Origin of the sequence: Streptomyces sp. NPDC049954 (assembly GCF_040656295.1) — a bacterium.
Classification (GTDB): Bacteria; Actinomycetota; Actinomycetes; order Streptomycetales; family Streptomycetaceae; genus Streptomyces.
Map to the genome: position 1 here is coordinate 128958 of NZ_JBFALS010000013.1, position 19714 is coordinate 148671.

General features: G+C 73.8%; 12 protein-coding genes. 9 read left to right on the forward strand and 3 right to left on the reverse strand.

Annotated elements, in window-relative coordinates; all coding sequences use genetic code 11:
• Positions 1–27 precede the first annotated feature (27 nt).
• Entirely contained in the window at positions 28–2994 is a 2967-nt protein-coding gene (locus AB0J21_RS26705) for a lysylphosphatidylglycerol synthase domain-containing protein (protein WP_363148657.1), read from the reverse strand.
• 215 nt (positions 2995–3209) lie between these two features.
• On the opposite strand from AB0J21_RS26705, the gene AB0J21_RS26710 reads away from it, so the two are divergent.
• The 5 genes from AB0J21_RS26710 to nudC all read left to right on the forward strand — a co-directional run bounded on the left by AB0J21_RS26710 (position 3210) and on the right by nudC (position 14194).
• Positions 3210–3647 carry an MGMT family protein gene (locus AB0J21_RS26710; RefSeq protein ID WP_363148658.1) on the forward strand — a complete coding sequence of 146 codons (438 nt, stop codon included), beginning with the start codon at positions 3210–3212 and terminating at the stop codon, positions 3645–3647.
• Between the two features lie 1023 nt (positions 3648–4670).
• Positions 4671–7979 (forward strand): ATP-dependent DNA helicase, encoded by a 3309-nt coding sequence (locus tag AB0J21_RS26715; protein WP_363148659.1) that lies wholly within the window; start codon positions 4671–4673, stop codon positions 7977–7979.
• 126 nt (positions 7980–8105) lie between these two features.
• Positions 8106–11735: a UvrD-helicase domain-containing protein gene (locus AB0J21_RS26720; protein ID WP_363148660.1), complete on the forward strand. Its 3630-nt coding sequence runs from the start codon at positions 8106–8108 to the stop codon at positions 11733–11735.
• A complete protein-coding gene (locus AB0J21_RS26725; protein ID WP_363148661.1) occupies positions 11732–13153 on the forward strand; it encodes a dipeptidase in 1422 nt (473 codons plus the stop codon). The genes AB0J21_RS26720 and AB0J21_RS26725 overlap by 4 nt, the downstream gene beginning before the upstream one ends.
• A gap of 63 nt (positions 13154–13216) precedes the next feature.
• Entirely contained in the window at positions 13217–14194 is a 978-nt protein-coding gene (nudC, locus tag AB0J21_RS26730) for an NAD(+) diphosphatase (protein WP_363148662.1), read from the forward strand.
• A gap of 215 nt (positions 14195–14409) precedes the next feature.
• Here the strand turns inward: nudC and AB0J21_RS26735 are convergent, their stop codons facing one another.
• Positions 14410–14664 carry a mycoredoxin gene (locus AB0J21_RS26735; protein WP_363148663.1) on the reverse strand — a complete coding sequence of 85 codons (255 nt, stop codon included), beginning with the start codon at positions 14662–14664 and terminating at the stop codon, positions 14410–14412.
• Between the two features lie 185 nt (positions 14665–14849).
• On the opposite strand from AB0J21_RS26735, the gene AB0J21_RS26740 reads away from it, so the two are divergent.
• The 4 genes from AB0J21_RS26740 to AB0J21_RS26755 all read left to right on the forward strand — a co-directional run bounded on the left by AB0J21_RS26740 (position 14850) and on the right by AB0J21_RS26755 (position 18441).
• Entirely contained in the window at positions 14850–17084 is a 2235-nt protein-coding gene (locus AB0J21_RS26740) for an ATP-dependent DNA helicase UvrD2 (protein WP_363148664.1), read from the forward strand.
• Positions 17085–17257: 173 nt separating this feature from the next.
• Positions 17258–17572, forward strand: a complete 315-nt coding sequence (locus tag AB0J21_RS26745) for a hypothetical protein (protein WP_363148665.1) — start codon at positions 17258–17260, stop codon at positions 17570–17572.
• Between the two features lie 171 nt (positions 17573–17743).
• Positions 17744–18121: a WhiB family transcriptional regulator gene (locus AB0J21_RS26750; protein ID WP_363148666.1), complete on the forward strand. Its 378-nt coding sequence runs from the start codon at positions 17744–17746 to the stop codon at positions 18119–18121.
• Complete coding sequence (locus AB0J21_RS26755) at positions 18118–18441, forward strand: hypothetical protein (protein WP_363148667.1); 324 nt, start codon at positions 18118–18120, stop codon at positions 18439–18441. The genes AB0J21_RS26750 and AB0J21_RS26755 overlap by 4 nt, the downstream gene beginning before the upstream one ends.
• 269 nt (positions 18442–18710) lie before the next feature.
• Here the strand turns inward: AB0J21_RS26755 and AB0J21_RS26760 are convergent, their stop codons facing one another.
• The gene (locus AB0J21_RS26760) at positions 18711–19556 is read right to left on the reverse strand and encodes a class I SAM-dependent methyltransferase (RefSeq protein ID WP_363148668.1); all 846 of its coding nucleotides are present in this window, start codon (positions 19554–19556) and stop codon (positions 18711–18713) included.
• Positions 19557–19714: the final 158 nt, after the last annotated feature.

Genomic DNA, 19714 nt, shown 5'->3' on the forward strand with positions numbered 1-19714 from the left:
GTGGTCCTCCCGGGCCCGGCGCCGCTGTCAGAGCGCCCCCTTTCTGGTGAGCTGGTTGAAGCACAGCCAGCCCGGCAGGACCGGCAGCCACAGCGTCAGCAGCCGGAAGAGCAGGACGGCGGGCGCCGCGACCTCCTTGGGCAGGCCCACCGCGATCAGGCCCAGCGTCAGCGTCGCCTCGACCGCGCCGACCCCGCCCGGCGTCGGCGCCGCCGAGCCCAGCGCGTTGCCCGCGAGGAAGACCACCGCGACACTCGCCAGCGAGAGATGCGCCGACTCGTCGCCGAAGGCCCGGATGGAGGCGTCCAGGCACATCACGAAGCACGCCGTCAGCAGCAGCATCCCGCCGATGCCCGTCATCAGCTTCTGCGGGCGCTGGAGCACGTCGAGCATGCGCGGGATCACTCCCGCGAACAGCGACCTGACCCGGGTGACCACGAACTTGCGCAGGAACGGGACGGCCGTCACCACGAGGACCAGCACCGCGACCGTCAGCAGCCCGGCGATGACCGTCCTCGACGGCGACAGCGACGGCGTCTTCTCCGTCCCCGTCAGATAGCCGAAGGCCAGCAGCAGGACGACGTGCGAGGCCAGCCCGAACAACTGCGAGGCGCCCACACTCGCCACCGCGAGCCCCGGACGCACCCCGGAACGCTGGAGGAACCGCGTGTTCAGCGCGACCCCGCCCACCGCGGGCGGCGCCACGACCTTCACGAAGGAGCCCGCGACCTGCGCCTGCACCGTACGGCGCAGCGACACCCGTTCCGGTACGAAACCCAGCAGGCTCATCGCGGCGGCCACGTAGCTCAGCGCGGAGAACGCGACGGCCGCGATCACCCAGCCCCACTGCGCCTGGTCGATCAGCTTGCCGAACTCGATGTGCGTCAGCTGCGTCAGCAGGAAGTACGCGCCGATCGCGCCCGCGATGAAACTGATCAGGGTGCGCGGCCTGATCCGCTCCAGCCGGGCCGGTTCCACCGGGGCCTGCGGCCGGATGCGCAGCACCTGATGACGGATCTGGGTCAGCAGATCGTCCTCGCGGGCCTCGTCCAGCGCCTCGTCGATGGCCCGTTTCTCGGCCTGCTTCTCGGCCCGCGCCGCCTTGCGGTCCGGGCCCGCCTCCCCGGCCTCCGCGCGCGCCCGCTTCGTCTCCTGGGACGCGTCGAGCACCGCCTCCCGCTCGCGCTGCGAACGCTCCCTGGCCAGTCTCCGCAAGGTCGCCCGGGTCGACCGGGTCAACGCGATGGGCTGGAGCAGCGGCAGCGAGTCGGCGACGGCGTCCGGGCCCAGCACGTCCAGCGCCGCGTCCACCGCGCGCCGCGCGCCGACCCGCAGGCCGAAGGTCGCGAGCAACTGGCTCACGTCCATGCGCAGCACGAGGTCCCCGGCGGCGATCTCCCCGCCCCGCAGATCGGTCACGATCACCGTGCCGGAACGGTCCACCAGGATCGCGTCCCCCGCGAGCCTGCGGTGCGCGATACGGCGCGACTGGAGCGCCTGGACCTGGCGCCAGGTGTCCCGCATCAGCGCGTCGGTGATCTCGTCGTCGGCCAGCGTGTCCAGCGAACGGCCCCCGGTGTGCTCGTACACCAGCATGACCGCGTCCGGGCCCAGCTCCGAGGTCGCGATCAGACGCGGGGCGTTCGCCCCGGCCGCGATCGCCGCGTACGCGAGCAGCGCCTCCTGCTCCAGCGCCTGCCGCAGCGACTGGAGACTGCGGCTCGTCGTGACCGAGCGCAGCGTCAGCCGCCGCCACACCCGGTAGAAGAAGCCGTGCGCCTGCTGCTCCCGGTCCACGACCGTGACGTCCAGCGGCGGACCGTCCTCCAGCGTCACGAAGTAGCGACGGCCCCGGTCCGCGTGCTCCGGCGCGTCCGGTACGTCCTCGGCGCGGGCCGCCGACACCGGGTGGAAGCCGACGTGCCGCAGCCCCGCCAGCAGGGTGCGCCCGGTGGGCCGCACATTGGGCGAGCCGACCGCGTACAGCGTCCCGTAGGCCACGCTCCAGCCGATCAGCACGGTCAGCGCGATCGAGAAGGGGGTCGTGTAGCCCACGACGAGCATCGCGAAGGCGTCGAGCAGCAGCACCACCCACAGCACGACCCGCCAGCGCGGCCGGCGCGCCATCCCGACCGCCGTCATGTACGCGATGACCGGCGCCAGATAGCCGTGCACCGGGTCGGTCAGCGCGTGGACGTCGGCGGGGGACGGCTGGGTCAGCGCGTCCTGGATCGAGTGCGGGGCCGACTTCGCGACCCACAGGTCCGTCGCGAGCGTCACCCCGTGCGCGAGGACGGCGGCCAGCACCCCGTCCGCGATCCGCAGACCGTCCCGTTTGATCAGCCGCTCGATCGCGAAGGCCACCGGGACCAGCAGCACCGCGATGCTGGAGGCCAGCCCCGCGAACTTGATCAGCAGGTCGGGGGCGCGCCCCGTGCCCTTGCTGATGTCCTGTTCGAGCCCCGAGGTCGTACCGTGCGCGAAGGCCGCCACCGCGAGCAGTACCGCGATGGCGAGCACCCCGGCGAACAACCGCACCAGGTCGTAGGGGCGGTGCACCCGCGCCGGGAGCAAGGGCTCGTCGCCCTCGACCTGGTCGGCGTGCACGACCTCGTCCTCGTCGTCCCGCGCCCCCGCACGGGAAACGGCGGTCGCGCCCGACAGCTCACCCGCCGCCTTGGCCCGTTCGACGGCCTCGACGGAGGGGCGAGCGGTCGGGGCGGGGCCGGCGGCGTCCGGGGCGGGGTCGGCGGCCTTCGAGGGGGTGGGGTCGGCGGCTTCCGAGGGGGTGGGCTCGGCGGCCTTCGGGGGGGTGGGTTCGGTGGCCTCCGAAGGGGTCGGCTCGGCGGCCGGTCTCGTCGGCCCGGAGGGCTGCTGTGCGGAGTCGGTGGCCCCCCCGGCGGGTTCGGTGGCCGCCGGGCCCGGGGACGCCGACGAGCCGGAGTCCGGACGCGGGGGAGTGCCGGCAGAGCTGTCCGGCTCTTCGGAACGCACGCTCTGCCGCCTCGCTGTCTCAGGGAACTCTTGCCGTCGTCGGTCCCGCCTCACGCGTCACCGCCCGCACGATGGTGGCACGGCCCGGTTCCGCCAAGGGGCATCAGGGTGCATTTCGGGAGCGTGCGGAAGGATTCCCGCGCCCCCGAGCACACCCGGACACCCTGCGCCGAGGTGACGGCCCGCTGTCGGAGGCATGCGGCAGGATGGTCCGGATGAGCGAGTCGAGGGAGCAGCACTCCGGTCCGCCCGGTCACCCCGGACCGCCCGAGTACGTCGAACGGGTCCTGGAGGCCGCCGAACTCATCCCGCCCGGCCGGGTCATGAGCTACGGGGACGTCGCCCGCCGCCTGGAGGAGGAGCGCCAGGAGCAGGAGGCGATCACCGGCAAAGGCACCGGCGGCAGCCGCGTCGGGCCCCGGCAGGTCGGCCGGGCCATGTCCCTGTACGGCGGGACGGTGCCGTGGTGGCGGGTGGTCCGCTCGGACGGCGTCCTGCTGCCCGGCCACGAACTGCGCGCCCTGGAGCGGTACCGCGCCGAGGGCACCCCGCTGCGCCCCGCCCCGCGCACCGCGGAGGGCCACGTGCCCCGGCTCGACATGCGCCGGGCCAGATGGCTGGGGGACGAGGGGCAGGGGGAGTCTCACACGTGACAGCTTCCGCCATCGGGCACCGGCCCGTCGTCCGGAATACCGAGTCCGGGCCTGTGCGCGTCCCTGTGCGCGCCTGTCTGTGCGTCTGTCTGCGTGCCTGTTTGCGCGCCTGTCTGCGTGTCCGGCACACACCCGGTGGGCGGAGGCGGACCGGGTGCCTGGCAGCCGCCGCCCTTGGCGTACCCCTGACGTGTGCCTTGTAAGGGCAACGCTCTCCGCGTGAGCGCTGCTCTTGCCGAGAGCACTGCTCTTGCTGTGGGTGCTGTGGGTGCCGTGGGGGGCGTCGGGGGCGGCGCGGGCGGCGCGGGCGGCGCGGGGGAGAGCGGTGCTCTCGGCGTTGGTGTCATCGCACACGAGAGCGCTGCTCTCGCTGTCGTCGGTACCGCAGGTGAGAGCGCTGCTCTCGCTACCGTCGTCACCACTAGTGAGAGCACTGCTCTCACTACCGGCCCCGTCGCGAGAGAGAGCACCGCTCTCGGTGCGGGCCTCGTCGCAGGTGAGAGCACCGCTCTCGCTCTCGCCGCCTCCGTTGGAGAGAGCGCTGCTCTCGTCGCCGGATCCACCCCGAAGGAGAGCGGCGCTCTCCCCTCCAGCCCCTCCGGCCCCTTCAGTCGCGCCGCTCGCGAGAGCGCTGCTCTCGCCGTTGGCCCCGCCCCGCGAGAGAGCAGTGCTCTCGCTGTGTACCCCGTTCCTCCCGCGCCCCGTGCGTGCGCAAGGCCACACCCGGGAAGCTTCCGCTTCACTGGGGAACACGCGCCCCGTCGGCGTAGCGTCGAAGGCCGTCGTGCGAGTCGCACGAGTCGTACGAGCGGCGCGGTACGGCGGCAGCCCCGGGCACGGGACCGGGCCGACCGGCCCGACGCCGCCGCCCGAGCCGCCCGCGCCACCCGTACCGACGACCGCACCCCGCCCGTACTCGTACCTCCACCCGTACTCGTACCTCCACCCGTACTCGTTCATCCACCCGTACTCGTTCCTCCGCCCGCGACTCCACCCGCACCTCCACCAGGACCGGCGAACCACGTGAGCTCCTCCTCCATCACCGTCCCGCACGCCGCGCACCCCGGGGCGCGGCGAGGGACCGCGGGCGGCTACCGACTGGTGCGTACCCCCCAGTCCCGTCCGGGACCCCTTTCTCTGGACGCCGCCCAGCGTGCGGTGGTTGACCACCGCACCGGCCCCCTTCTCGTCCTCGCGGGGCCCGGCACCGGCAAGACCACGACCCTGGTGGAGTCCGTGGCCGCCCGGATCGAGCGCGGCACCGACCCCGAGCGGGTCCTCGTCCTCACCTTCAGCCGCAAGGCCGCCGTCGCCCTGCGCGACCGGATGGCGCTGCGCATCGGCCCGGCCGCCGCACCCCGCGCCACCACCTTCCACTCGTACAGCTACGCCCTGGTCCGCGCCCACCAGGACAGTGAACTGTTCACCGAACCGGTCCGCCTGCTGTCCGGGCCCGAACAGGACCTCGCCGTACGTGAACTGCTGGAGGGGCAGATCGCCCTCGCCGAGGACGGCCGCACCCGCGCGCACTGGCCGCAGGAACTGCGCGCCTGCCTCACCACCCGGGGTTTCGCCGACGAGGTGCGCGCCGTCCTCGCCCGCAGCCGCGAACTGGGTCTCGGCCCCGACGCGCTCGCCGCCTTCGCCCGCCGCACCGGACGGCCCGACTGGGGCGCCGCCGCCGCGTTCCTCGCCGAGTACCTCGACGTCCTCGACATGCAGGGCGCCATCGACTACGCGGAACTCGTCCACCGCGCCGTCCTGCTCGCCCGCCGCCCCGAGGCAGCCGCCCGGATCGCCGCGCAGTACGACGCCGTGTACGTCGACGAGTACCAGGACACCGATCCCGCGCAGGTCCGCCTCCTGAAGGCCCTCGCCGGGAACGGGCGCACCCTCGTCGCGCTCGGCGACCCCGACCAGTCGATCTACACCTTCCGGGGCGCCGACGTGAACGGCATCCTCGACTTCCCCGACACCTTCACCACCGCGCACGGCGCCCCGGCCCCCGTCGCCGTCCTGCCCACCGCGCGGCGCGGCGCCCAGCGCGTGCTGACCGCGACCCGGCAGCTCACCCAGCGCATGCCGCTCACCCGGCTGCCCTCCGACAAGGTCCGTGCCCACCGCGAACAGCGGCCCACCCGCAGCGGCGGGCGCGTCGAGGCGTACACGTACCCGACGGCGGGCGCCGAGGTCGACAACATCGCCGACATCCTGCGCCGTGCCCACCTCGAAGAGGGCGTGCCCTGGCGTGAGATGGGCGTCCTGGTGCGCGCCGGTGCCCGGCTGCCCGCCGTCCGCCGCTCCCTCACCGCCGCCGGGGTGCCGCTCGACATAGACGGCGACGACCTGCCGCTGCGCCACGAACCCGCCGTACAGCCCCTGCTCACCGCGTTGCGGGCGGTCGCGAGCGAACCGGTGACGCGGCCCGCCGGGGACCGGCCGGACGAGGAGGCCCCCGCCTGGCTCGGCACCGAGACCGCCCTCGACCTGCTGACCTCCCCGCTCGCCGGGATGGACGCCGCCGACCTGCGGCGCCTCGGCCGGGCGCTGCGCGCCGAGGAACGCGCCGCCGGAAACCCCGTACCGCCGCCCTCCGACGTGCTCGTCGCCCGCGCCCTCGCCGAGCCCGAACGCCTCCTCGTCCACGAGGACCGCTACGCGCGCGCCGCCCGCGAACTCGGGCGGCTGCTCGGCGCCACCCGCGAACTGCTCGCCAAGGGCGGCACCGCCGAAGAGGCCCTGTGGCGGCTGTGGAACGGCACCGAGTGGCCGCGCCGCCTCGAACGCTCAGCCCGCCGGGGCGGCGCCGCCGGGCGCAACGCCGACCGCGACCTCGACGCCGTGTGCGCCCTGTTCGCGACGGCCGCCCGCGCCGAGGAACGCACCGGCGGCAGGGGCGCCCTCAACTTCCTCGCCGAGACCGAGGCGCAGGACATCGCCGCCGACACCCTCAGTGGCCGCACCGTACGCCCCGACGCCGTACGCCTCATGACCGCGCACCGCGCCAAGGGCCTGGAGTGGAGCCTCGTCGTCGTCGCCGGGGTCCAGGAAGGCGTGTGGCCCGACCTGCGCCGCCGTGGCTCGCTCCTGGAGGCCGACCGCATCGGGCGCGACGGCCTCGCCGAACCCCTCACCCCCGGCGCCCTGCTCGCCGAGGAACGCCGCCTGTTCTACGTCGCCGCCACCCGGGCCCGCGACCGGCTCGTCGTCACCGCCGTGAAGGCCCCCGCCGAGGACGGCGACCAGCCCTCCCGCTTCCTCACCGAACTCGGCGTGCCCCCGCAGGACGTCACGGGGCGCCCGCGCCGTCCGCTCGCCGTACCCGCCCTCGTCGCCGAACTGCGCGCCACGACCGTCGACCCGCACGCCGGCCCCGCGCTGCGCGAGGCCGCCGCCCGGCGGCTCGCCCGGCTCGCCGCGCTCACCGACGAGGACGGGCGCCCCCTCGTGCCCGCCGCGCACCCCGACCGCTGGTGGGGCCTCAACGAGCCCACCGCCAATGACACACCCGTACGCGATCCGCAGGCGCCCGTCGCACTGTCCGGGAGCGCCCTCGACCAGCTCGTCAACGTGTGCGCCCTCCAGTGGTTCCTGGGCCGCGAGGTCAAGGCCGACGCCCCCGCCACCGCCGCGCAGGGCTTCGGCAACGTCGTGCACGTGCTCGCCGACGAGGTCGCCTCCGGTCGCGGCCCCGCCGACCTCGACGTCCTCATGGAACGGCTCGACACCGTGTGGGACGGGCTCTCCTTCGACGCGCCCTGGAAATCGCTCCAGGAGAAGGAGAACGCCCGCGCCGCCCTCGAACGCTTCCTGCGCTGGCACGTCCTCGACCGCTCCGGGCGCGACCCCGTCGCGAGCGAACACCCCTTCGACGTGACGCTGGAGGCCGGGGGGCACGAGATCCGCGTCCGGGGCTCCATGGACCGCGTCGAGACCGACCCCCTCGGCCGTGCCTACGTCGTGGACTTCAAGACCGGCAAACACGCCCCGGCCTCCGCCGAGGTCGCCCACCACCCGCAGCTCGCCGTCTACCAGCTCGCCGTCCGGCAGGGCGCCCTGGACGAGGTCTTCGGCGGCGTACGGCCCGAGGCGGGCGGCGCCGAACTCGTCCACCTGCGGCAGGGGGCGGCCAAGAAGGACGGCGGCGAGAGCCTCCCGAAGATCCAGGCCCAGGAACCCCCCGAGGGCGACTGGCTCCCCGAACTGCTCGGCGAGGCGGCGGGCCGCGTCCTGAACGAGCGCTTCCTGCCCGCCCCCGGCAGCCACTGCGCGCACTGCTCCTTCCGCTCCTCGTGCAGCGCGCTGCCGGAGGGACGTCAGGTGGTCGAGTGAGCGCCGGGGCCGGGTCGCGGGGTGTCCGGCCTGCGGGGTGTCCGGTAGCGTTCGGGCCCGGCCCGGGAGGCGTCCGGCTCCGGACGCCGGGCGGCACTGTCCGTCCGCCCGGTTAACCTCGTCAAAGTGACCGCACGTCTCACCCACCCCGCCCAGCTCAACGAGCTGCTGGGCATCCCCTTCACCCCGGAGCAGACGGCCTGCATCACCGCGCCGCCCGCCCCGCAGGTCGTCGTGGCCGGGGCCGGATCGGGCAAGACGACGGTCATGGCCGCCCGCGTCGTCTGGCTCGTCGGCACCGGGGCGGTCGCCCCCGAACAGGTCCTCGGGCTGACCTTCACCAACAAGGCCGCCGGGGAGCTCGCCGAACGCGTGCGCGCCTCCCTCGTCAAGGCCGGGGTCATGGACCCCGACCCGGACCCGGCGAGCGCCGCCGAACCGCCCGGCGAACCCGTGATCTCCACCTACCACGCCTTCGCCGGGCGGCTGCTGACCGACCACGGGCTGCGCCTGGGCCTGGAGCCCTCCGCGCGGCTGCTCGCCGACGCGACCCGCTTCCAGCTCGCCGCCCAGGTCCTGCGCGAGGCCCCCGGCGCCTACCCGGCCCTCACCCGGAGCTTCCCCGACCTCGTGAGCGACCTGCTCGCGCTCGACTCCGAACTCTCCGAGCACCTCGTGGACCCGGGCGCGCTCACCACGTACGACAAGGACCTCCTCGACCGCCTCGAAGGCGTCCGGCTCAGCAACGCCGACCTGCGCAAGGTCCCCGAGACGGCCGCCGCGCGGCTCGCCCTCACCGGCCTCGTCCACCGCTACCGCGCCGCCAAACGCGAACGCGACCTCCTCGACTTCGGCGACCAGATAGCCCTGTCCGCGCGCCTCGCCCGCGACCACCCCGAGGTCTCCGCCGCGCTGCGCGAGGAGTTCCGCATCGTGCTGCTGGACGAGTACCAGGACACCTCCGTCGCCCAGCGCGTCCTGCTCTCCTCCCTGTTCGGGCGGGGCAGCGGCCACCCCGTGACCGCCGTCGGCGACCCGTGCCAGGCCATCTACGGCTGGCGCGGCGCCTCCGTCGCCAACCTCGACGACTTCCCCGAGCACTTCGCGCACGCCGACGGCCGCCCCGCCGACCGCTACGCGCTCAGCGAGAACCGGCGCAGCGGCGGCCGCCTGCTCGACCTCGCCAACACCCTCGCCACCCCGCTGCGCGCGATGCACGCCGGAGTCGAGGCCCTGCACCCCCCGGCCGGGAAGGAACGCGAGGGCACCGTGCGCTGCGCGCTGCTGCCCACCCACGCCGAGGAGATCGACTGGCTCGCCGACTCCGTCGCCCACTACGTCCGCACCGGCACCCCGCCCCAGCAGATCGCCGTCCTGTGCCGCACCGCGACCGACTTCGCCGAGATCCAGGGCGCCCTCGTCGCGCGCGACGTACCCGTGGAGGTCGTGGGCCTGTCCGGGCTGCTGCACCTGCCCGAGGTCGCCGACCTGCGCGCGATCTGCGAAGTCCTCCAGGACCCGGGCGCCAACGCCTCCCTCGTCCGCCTCCTCACCGGGCCCCGCTGGCGCGTCGGCGCGCGCGACCTCGCGCTGCTCGGCCGCCGCGCCCGCCACCTCGTACGGGACCGGTCCCAGGGCTCCGAGGACCCCGACCGGCGGCTCGCGGAGGCCGTCGAGGGCGTCGACCCCGCCGAGGTCGTGTCCCTCGCCGACGCCGTCGACACCTTCGTCGGCGGCGAGGACACCGCCGAGAGCGAGGACGGCCTCAGCTTCTCGCCCGAGGCCCGGGTCCGCCTCGCCCACCTCGGCCGCGAACTGCGCGAACTGCGCCGCAGCCTCGCCGACCCCCTCATGGACGTCCTGCACCGCGTGCTCGCCGTGACCGGCCTCGAAGTCGAACTCTCCGCCTCCCCGCACGCCCTCGCCGCCCGCCGCCGCGAGACCCTCTCCCACTTCCTCGACGTCGCCGCCTCCTTCGCCGCCGCCGACCCCGGCGCCTCCCTGCTCGCCTTCCTCGGCTTCCTGCGCACCGCCGTCCAGTACGAGAAGGGGCTCGACACCGCGCTGCCCGGCGGCGAGAACACCGTCAAGGTGCTGACCGCGCACAAGTCCAAAGGGCTGGAGTGGGACGTCGTGGCCGTCCCCGGCCTGGTCACCCGCCAGTTCCCCAGCGAACAGGGCCGCGAGAAGTGGACGGCCCAGCCCAAGGTCGTCCCGCACGCCCTGCGCGGCGACGCCGCGACCCTCCCCGACGTCACCGACTGGGACGGCAAGTCCCTGCGCGCCTTCCAGGAGGACATGCGCGCCCACCAGCTCACCGAGGAACTGCGCCTGGGCTACGTGACCTTCACCCGCCCCCGCTCGATCCTGCTCGGCTCCGGCCACTGGTGGGGCCCCAGCCAGAAGAAGCCGCGCGGCCCCTCCGACTTCCTCACCGCGCTGTACGAGCACTGCGTGCGCGGCAACGGCGAGATCGAGGCGTGGGCCGAACCGCCCGCCGAGGACGAGGAGAACCCCGCGCTCGGCGAGGACCGCGCCGCCCACGCCTGGCCGCTCCCGCTCGACCCCGAGGCGATGCGCCGCCGCCGCGCCGCCGCCGCCCGCGTCCGCGCCCTCCTCGACACCCCGGAACCCGCCGCCGCGCCGCCCGGCCCCGCCCCGCGGCCCTACGACCCGGACTGGCCGCCGCCCCCCGAGGACCTGGACGCCGAGGCCGGGGGAGGGGCGCAGGGGCCCGACGCGTACGGCCCCGGCGCCGACGAGGCGGAACCCGACCTCGTACTCGACTGGGACGAACTGCCGACCGAGCGCCCCGCCGCCCCGGTCCCCGACACCCGGCCGACGGGCACCGTCCCCCGGCAGACGCGCCCCGGCCCGCCCCCGGAACCGGACGAAAACCCCTTCGCGCCGGACGAGGACCCCCTCACCCCCGAGGAGGCCCGCGCCGTCGCCTCCTGGGACCGGGATCTCGACGCGCTCGCCGGGGAACTGCGCCGGGCCGCCGCGACCGTCCGCGAGGTCCCCGTGCCCGCCTCGCTCACCGCGACCCAGCTGCTGCGCCTGGCCGCCGACCCCGACGGCTTCGCGCGCGAACTGGTGCGGCCCATGCCGCAGCCCCCGAAACCCGCCGCCCGGCGCGGCGTCCGCTTCCACACCTGGCTGGAGACCCGGCTCGGCGCCGGCTACGAGGAGACGCCCCTGCCCTTCCCCGACGAGTCCGGCCCCGGGGACGACCAGGACTTGCGGGACGAGGACGGCATCACCGACGAGTACGACCTCGCCGCCCTCAAGGAGGCCTTCGAACGCACCCCGTACGCGCGCCGCGCCCCGTACCGCGTCGAAGTCCCCTTCCAGATGAGCCTCGCCGGACGCGTCGTCCGGGGCAGGATCGACGCCGTCTTCAAGGACGGCGAGGGCGCGGACGCCACGTACGAGATCGTCGACTGGAAGACCGGCCGCGACGAGAGCGGCGCCGACCCGCTCCAGCTCGCCGTCTACCGCCTGGCCTGGGCCGAACGCCTCGGACTCGACCCCGAGAAGGTCACCGCCACCTTCCTGTTCGTACGCACCGGCCGGGCGGTGCGCCCCGGGCGGCTGCCCGGCCGCCGGGAACTCGAACGGCTCCTGCGGGACCCGGAGCCGGAACCGGAGCCGGACCGGGAGCCGGACCCGGGGCCCGGGAGCCTCGCCGTACAGGACGGCGAGAGCGCCGCCGGAGGAGGTCACGACGGCGGGCCGATAGGCTCGGGGGCATGAGCACGCCCCCCGGTGGTGCCGACAGCGAGGTCGGCGCCGTACGCACGTACGTCCACAGTCACAGCGCCGACTTCCTCGGTGAACTCGCCGAATGGCTCCGCATCCCCTCGGTGTCCGCCCAGCCCGAACACGCCGACGACGTACGGCGCAGCGCCGACTGGCTCGCCGGGAAACTGCGCGACACCGGCTTCCCCGTGGTCGAGATCTGGGACACCCCCGGCCGGCCCGCCGTCTTCGCGCACTGGCCCGCCGAGGACCCCGCAGCCCCCACCGTCCTCGTCTACGGCCACCACGACGTGCAGCCCGCCGACCTCGCCGACGGCTGGCACTCCGAGCCCTTCGTCCCCGAGATCCGCGACGGAAAGCTGTACGCGCGCGGCGCCGCCGACGACAAGGGCCAGGTGTTCCTCCACACACTCGGCCTGCGCGCCCACCTCGCCACCACCGGCCGCACCGCCCCCGCCGTCCACGTCAAACTCCTCGTCGAGGGCGAGGAGGAGTCCGGCTCGCCGCACTTCCGCGCCCTCGTCGAGGAACGCGCCGACCGGCTCGCCACCGACACCGTCGTCATCTCCGACACCGGCATGTGGGACGAGACGACGCCCACCGTGTGCACCGGCATGCGCGGCCTCGCCGAGTGCGAGATCGTCCTGCACGGACCCGGCCAGGACATCCACTCCGGCTCCTTCGGCGGCGCCGTGCCCAACCCGGCCACCGCGCTGGCCGGCCTCGTCGCCGCCCTCCACGACGCGGACGGCCGCGTCACCGTGCCCGGCTTCTACGACGGGATCGTCCCGCTCACCGAGTACGAACGACGCCTCTTCGCGGAGCTCCCCTTCGACGAGAAGAGCTGGCTGCGCACCGCGAAGTCCCGGGCCACCGCGGGTGAATCCGGTCACACCACTCTGGAGCGGATCTGGGCCCGGCCCACCGCCGAGGTCAACGGGATCGGCGGCGGCTACCAGGGCGAGGGCAGCAAGACGATCATCCCGTCCTCGGCCTTCGTGAAGCTCTCCTTCCGGCTCGTCGAGGGCCAGGAGACCGAGCGGATCGAGCAGGCCGTACGGGACTGGGCCCTGGCCCGCGTCCCCGAGGGCCTGCGCGCCGAGATCTCCTTCGGAGGCGCCACCAGGCCCTGTCTGACGCCCCTGAGCCACCCGGCGCTCCAGTCCGTCGTCCGCTCCATGGAGAAGGCCTTCGGCCAGCCCGTCCGCTTCACCCGCGAAGGAGGCTCGGGACCCGCCGCCGACCTGCGCGACGTCCTCGACGCCCCCGTCCTCTTCCTCGGCGTCTCCGTCCCCTCCGACGGCTGGCACGCCCCCGACGAGAAGATCGAGCTGGACCTCCTCCTCAAGGGCGCCGAGGCCAGCGCCCACCTGTGGCAGGACCTCGCCGGCAGTGGGGACCAGGCACACTGAAAGACGGAGCCCCACCGCCCGCCGCCCGACCCGTGACCATCGCGCCATCGCACTTTGGGGGAGTTGGAAGTACCTGTGACCACCCGGAACGACCGCACCACCGACACCACTGACACCACCGCCCGGCCCATCTCCCTCACCGCGCCCAGCGGCATCGACCGCGCCGCCCACCACCGTCTCGACGAGGCGTGGCTGGCCGCGGCCTGGAGCCACCCCAGCACCCGGGTCTTCGTCGTGTCGGGCGGCCAGGTGCTCCTGGACGAGACGGAGGACGGCCGCACCGAGATCGTCATGACGCCGAGCTTCGAGGCGCCCATGACCGAGGCGCACCGCTACTTCCTGGGCACCGACGAGGACGGGGTCTGCTACTTCGCGCTCCAGAAGGACAGCCTGCCCGGCCGCATCGACCAGTCCGCCCGCGCGGCCGGACTGCGCGAGGCCGGGATGCTGCTGTCCGACCGCGAGGCCGGGCTCATGGTGCACGCCGTCGCCCTGGAGAACTGGCAGCGACTGCACCGCTTCTGCTCCCGCTGCGGCGAACGCACCGTCATCGCCGCCGCCGGGCACATCCGCCGCTGCCCCGCCTGCGGGGCCGAGCACTACCCGCGCACCGATCCGGCGGTGATCATGCTCGTCACCGACGAGGAGGACCGCGCCCTGCTCGGCCGCCAGGTGCACTGGCCCGAGGGCCGCTTCTCGACCCTCGCCGGTTTCGTCGAACCCGGCGAGACCATCGAGGCCGCGGTGCGCCGCGAGGTGTTCGAGGAGGCCGGAGTGACCGTGGGCCCCGTCGAGTACGTCGCGAGCCAGCCCTGGCCCTTCCCCTCCAGCCTCATGCTCGGCTTCATGGCCCACGCGACCTCCCCGGAGATCACCGTGGACGGCGAGGAGATCGAGGAGGCCCGCTGGTTCTCCCGGGAGGACCTGCGCTCCGCGATGGAGGCGGGCGAGGTCCTGCCGCCCTTCGGCGTCTCGATCGCCGCCCGCCTGGTCGAACTCTGGTACGGGAAGCCGCTGCCGAAGCCGCTCAACCGGGGCTGAGGCGGCCGCCCCCGCCCGCCCGGCCGGGCCGGCGCGGTGCGGTGCGCCTGTCGGACCCGTGAGACCTGTGGCACCTGATGGCACCTGTGGCCACCCGTGGCACCTGGACGCACGAAGCCCCCCGCCGGACACGCTTTCCGGCGGGGGGCTTCGGTGTTCCCGGACACGGCCGTCGCGGGACGCGGCGCCGTCCCGCGGACGGCCCGGGGCCCTCGTCAGGCGCCGAGCGCCTGCTTGACCTGGGCCAGCGAGGGGTTGGTCATGACCGACTCGGTGCCCGACTCGGCCTGCACGAGCACGGTGGGAACGACCTGGTTGCCGTCGTTCACCTTCTCCACGAACTCGGCCGACGCGGGGTCGTTCTCGATGTTGATCTCGCTGTACGCGATCCCCTCGCGGTCCAGCTGGCCCTTCAGCCGGCGGCAGTAGCCGCACCAGGTGGTGCTGTACATCGTCACGGTGCCCGGCATGTCTCTCGTACTCCTTCGCCCCTCGGGGTGCGGCCTCCCATGAGGTCGACGCACACAGTGAACGTAAGCCACGCCCCGGCCATTCCCGGGGGTGGGGCCGGGCACTCAGTCAGGTCGTACGACTGCGGAGGGTGGCCTGTGGACAAGGACGTCGCCTCCGGGGGCCGACCTGAGACCATGGCGGAGTGACAGCAGCACCGCAGGCATCCCTCTTCACCCCCACCCCGCAGGTTCCCCAGGTTCCCGAAACCGCCGACGCCGTGCTCGAAGGGCTCGACCCCGAGCAGCGCGAGGTGGCGACGGCCCTGTCCGGCCCGGTGTGCGTCCTCGCGGGGGCCGGCACCGGCAAGACCAGGGCGCTGACCCACCGCATCGCCTACGGAGTCCGCACGGGCCGGTTCAAGCCCAGCACGGTGCTCGCCGTCACCTTCACCAACCGCGCCGCCGGGGAGATGCGCGGCCGGCTGCGCCAGCTCGGCGCCCAGGGCGTCCAGGCCCGCACCTTCCACTCGGCCGCGCTGCGCCAGCTCCAGTTCTTCTGGCCGCGCGCCGTCGGCGGGGACCTGCCCCGGCTCGTCGAACGCAAGGTCCAGCTCGTCGCCGAGGCCGCCGCCCACTGCGGAATCCGTCTCGACCGCAGCGAGCTGCGCGACGTCACCGGCGAGATCGAATGGGCCAAGGTCACCCGCACCGTCCCCGCCGACTACGCGGCCGCCGCCGCCAAGGCCGACCGCCGCCCGCCCCGTGACCCGGCCGAGATCGACCGGATCTACCGCCGCTACGAGGAGTTCAAGCGCGAGCGCGTCCTCATCGACTTCGAGGACGTCCTGCTGCTGACCGTCGGCATCCTCCAGGACCACCCCGAGGTCGCCGTCCAGGTCCGCTCCCAGTACCAGCACTTCGTGGTCGACGAGTACCAGGACGTCAGCCCGCTCCAGCAGCGCCTGCTCGACCTGTGGCTCGGTGAGCGCGACGACCTGTGCGTCGTCGGCGACGCCAGCCAGACGATCTACTCCTTCACCGGCGCCACCCCCGACCACCTGCTGAACTTCCGGGTGCGCCACCCCGAGGCCAAGGTCGTCAAACTCGTCCGCGACTACCGCTCGACCCCGCAGGTCGTGCACCTCGCCAACAACCTGCTCGCCCACGCCAAGGGCCGCGCCGCCGAGCACCGGCTCGAACTGGTCGCCCAGCGCCCCAAGGGCCCCCGCCCCCTCAGCACCGAGTACGCCGACGAACCCGCCGAGGCCGAGGGCACCGCCCGCCGCATCAGGGAACTCGTCGCCTCCGGGGTCCCGGCCGGACAGATCGCCGTGCTCTTCCGCACCAACGGCCAGTCCAGCCTCTACGAACAGGCCCTCGCCGACGCCCAGATCCCCTACCAGCTGCGCGGAGCGGAGCGCTTCTTCGAACGCGCCGAGGTCCGTGAAGCACTCACGGGCCTGCGCGCCGCCGCCCGCTTCGGCGGCAACGACAGTCGCCACGACGACACGGCGGGCCTGCCCTCCCAGGTCCGCGCCGTCCTCTCCAGCCGGAACTGGTCGCCCGTCCCGCCCGCCGGTTCCGGAGCGGTCCGCGACCGCTGGGAGTCCCTCGCCGCCCTCGTCCGCCTCGCCGAGGACCTGAGCGCCGCCCGGCCCGCCGCCGCCCTCGGCGACCTCGTCGCCGAACTCGACGAACGGGCCGCCGCCCAGCACGCCCCCACCGTCGAGGGCGTCACCCTCGCCTCGCTGCACGCCGCCAAGGGACTCGAATGGGACGCCGTGTTCCTGGTCGGCCTCAACGAGGGCATGCTGCCCATCACCTACGCGAAGACCGACGAGCAGATCGAGGAGGAACGCCGCCTGCTCTACGTCGGCATCACCCGCGCCCGCGTCCACCTCTCCCTGTCCTGGGCGCTCTCCCGCACCCCCGGCGGCTGGGGAGGCCGCCGCCCCAGCCGCTTCATCGAGACACTGCGCTCGGGTGCGACGGGCACCCCCCTCGGTTCCTCCGCCGGAGTCCCCGGCTCCACCGGCGGGCGACCCGACGCGAAGGCGGGCGAGGACGCCGGGCAGGACGGTTTCCGGACGGCCCCGCGCCGACGGGCCCCCGCCCGCTGCCGGGTCTGCGGACGCACCCTCACCGAGGCCGGCGAGATGAAGCTGATGCGGTGCGAGACCTGCCCCTCGGACATGGACGAGGGCGTCTACCGCAGGCTGCGCGACTGGCGGGAGACCCGGGCCCAGCAGCTCGGACAGCCCGACTTCTGCGTCTTCACGGACAAGACCCTCGTCGCCATCGCCGAGGCCGTCCCGGAGAGCGAGACGGACCTCGCGCGCATCCCCGGAGTCGGGGCGCGGAAATTTCGCACCTACGGCCCCGATGTCCTCGCCATCTGCGCAGGTGAGGACCGTGCGACGGCCCAGGACGAGGACTGAGCGAAACTCGTCGGAAAAATAGTTTGCGCATGCCCGGGCAAGCCCCATAGGTTCTTAGGCACGGGAACGGACGGCTTCTCCGAAGCCCCCGAACCGTGCTGTGCTCGAACAGTCGTAAACCGCAGGACAGGCCCCGTGCCGGTCCCCCGAGACGCCGAAGGGAGGCGATTGAAGTGATCAGCATTCTGAACTCCACCAAAAAGACCGATCTCTCGGTCGTCGCCTCTCGTTCTCTCAGCGTCTCCGTCCTGGGCACCGGACTGTCCGGCGTCTCTGTCGCACGCATGGCCGGAGTCTCCTTCGTGGGCTCCCTCCCCGTGATCGAGCGTAATGAGCGACCGACCCAGGCACCGGCGGCAGCAGTAGCGACGGCACAGGTCTCGGCCTATTCCTTCGCCGCAGCCGGTGCTGAAGACCGGACGAAGCAGCACCAGCACCACACGATGTGGGCCTTCCGTGGGCTCGAACCCTGGAGCGATCCAGTCTGACCGGCAGTCAGACAGGCTCCTTCAGGGCCGCGGAACCCCACTCGGGTACCGCGGCCCTTTTGTTTTGCCTCGGCATTCTGAGGCAGAGCGCGAAGGAGCCACGAGCCAGGCAACACCGGTACCAGCCACCACCGGCCACCAGCCGGACTGACAGACGAGGAACCAGCAACCGTGCACACCGAAACGCACGTCCCGTCCGTACCGCCCTCACCCGCCAGTCAGCCGCCCGGCTCCACGGAGGATTCCGCCTTGACCGCGCTCAGCCCGCTCACCCCGCTCACCGCTCTCGACGAGGCCATCGAGAACCTCGGCACCCCGGTGCCCTGCCGCGCTTACGACCCCGAGGTCTTCTTCGCGGAGTCCCCGGCCGACGTCGAGTACGCCAAGTCGCTCTGCCGTACCTGCCCGCTCGTGGAGGCCTGCCTCGCCGGCGCCAAGGAGCGCCGCGAGCCGTGGGGCGTCTGGGGTGGGGAGCTCTTCGTCCAGGGCGTGGTCGTCGCCCGCAAGCGGCCGCGTGGCCGCCCGCGCAAGAACCCGGTCGTGGCATGAACATCACCGGAACCATCGATCGACCTCGCACGCACAACCCCCAGAAGCAGGACCCGATGAAGTCCACCGCAGCGGAGCCCATGGGCATCGCCTTTGCAGAAGCCACTCGTACCGGTGAGACCGCCGGACCCCAGAACAGGACCCGAGAGATGCAACTCATCCCAGAAGCCATGGCGCGTGCGCATATGCACGAACGCCTGCGAGAGGCGGAAGCGGCCCGTCCGGCCGCCCGCCTCCTCGCCGCCCGGCGCCTTCAACGCCGGGCCGAACGAGCCTCGATGAGGGCCCGCCGCGCCCTCGCGCTGGCCGTCATGCAGTAATCAGCGAGCGGACGCCCTGAACCTTCAGGTGCTCAGAACGCTGCGGAAGGCCGGAAGCCGGAAGCTGGAGGCCGGAGGCCCCGGAATGCCGGCGGCCCCGGCACCCCGGCCCCGGGCCTTCTCGTGCCGGTCCGCGCCAATCTGTGAGGGGGTGCCCCACCGTGACGGTGGGGCACCCCCTCCCGGCGTTCAGCGGTGGAGCGGGCAGGGGGGGGTGAGACGGAGACGGGCGGGGCGGACATCGGCTGTGCGGGCGACGAGGGCGAGGTTCAGCGCCGGTGCGACACGGCCAGCTCGATCAGGTACCGCTTGGTCACCCGGCCGCCGTACCGCCGCCCGATCAGATCCGCGACGCACCCCAGCAGCCCGTTCCTGGCGGCCTCCGGCAGGGCGCGGTGATTGGAGTAGGTCCGCAACAGCTCCACGTACTCCGCGCTGGTGTAGGTGAGGTCCCGCTCGTAGCGGCGGAAGGCCGTCGGACCGAACCGGCCACTGCGCGCCACCTCCCGCGCGTGGTCCGAGCCGTCGACAGCGGCGGCCTCGGGCGGGCGCTGCCCGGGTCGCGTCAGCGGGTCGAAGCGTTCGTAGCAGCGCTGCACCTCGACGAAGAACTCCTCGGTGCCGCCCCGCACATGCTGGGTACGCACCACGGCGAGCGCGCCACCGGGACGCAGTGCGTCGGCGGCTCTCGCCACCCGCACCGACGGGTCGATCCAGTGGAAGGCCGTCGCCGAGACGACCGCGTCGAAGGGGTCCGGAGGCAGCGGCCAGCTCTCGAACCGCGCCGTCACCACCTCCACGTCCGCGGCCCCGGCCTCGGCGAGCTTGCGGCGGGCGACCGCGGCCATGTGCACGCCCGCCTCGACGGCCGTGATCCGGCACCCCCGCCCGGCCAGCGGCACCGTCGCCTGTCCGGTTCCGCAGCCCACCTCCAGCACGCGGCTGCCGCAGGAGGCGCCCGCGAGTTCCGCGAGGTCCTCGTACAGCTTCGGCGGATATCCGGGCCTGGCCCGGTCGTACAACTCCGCGTCCTCGTCGAACGTCCGGCTCAGGAGCTCCCGCCGGGACTCCTGCGGGGCGTCGTCCCGCAGCGAAAGGGTGCTGTCCTCTGGCATGCGGAGCAGGGTAGTGCCTCGGCGGGCCGTGGCCGGACGGGAGCGGCCCGACGGGTGACGGGCCCGGGGCGAGAGCCACACCCTCGGCGACGGTGCCGGTGAGACGGGGAAGACGCGATCAGCGGTGCCGGTGAAAGGGGGGGGAAGCAGGAAGTACG

Excerpts from the sequence above, each read along its gene's own strand:
- AB0J21_RS26710 (WP_363148658.1), top strand. The coding sequence starts at position 3,210 with ATGAGCGAGTCGAGGGAGCAGCACTCCGGTCCGCCCGGTCACCCCGGA.
- AB0J21_RS26725 (WP_363148661.1), top strand. The coding sequence starts at position 11,732 with ATGAGCACGCCCCCCGGTGGTGCCGACAGCGAGGTCGGCGCCGTACGC.
- AB0J21_RS26735 (WP_363148663.1), bottom strand. The coding sequence starts at position 14,664 with ATGCCGGGCACCGTGACGATGTACAGCACCACCTGGTGCGGCTACTGC.
- AB0J21_RS26755 (WP_363148667.1), top strand. The coding sequence starts at position 18,118 with ATGAACATCACCGGAACCATCGATCGACCTCGCACGCACAACCCCCAG.
- AB0J21_RS26760 (WP_363148668.1), bottom strand. The coding sequence starts at position 19,556 with ATGCCAGAGGACAGCACCCTTTCGCTGCGGGACGACGCCCCGCAGGAG.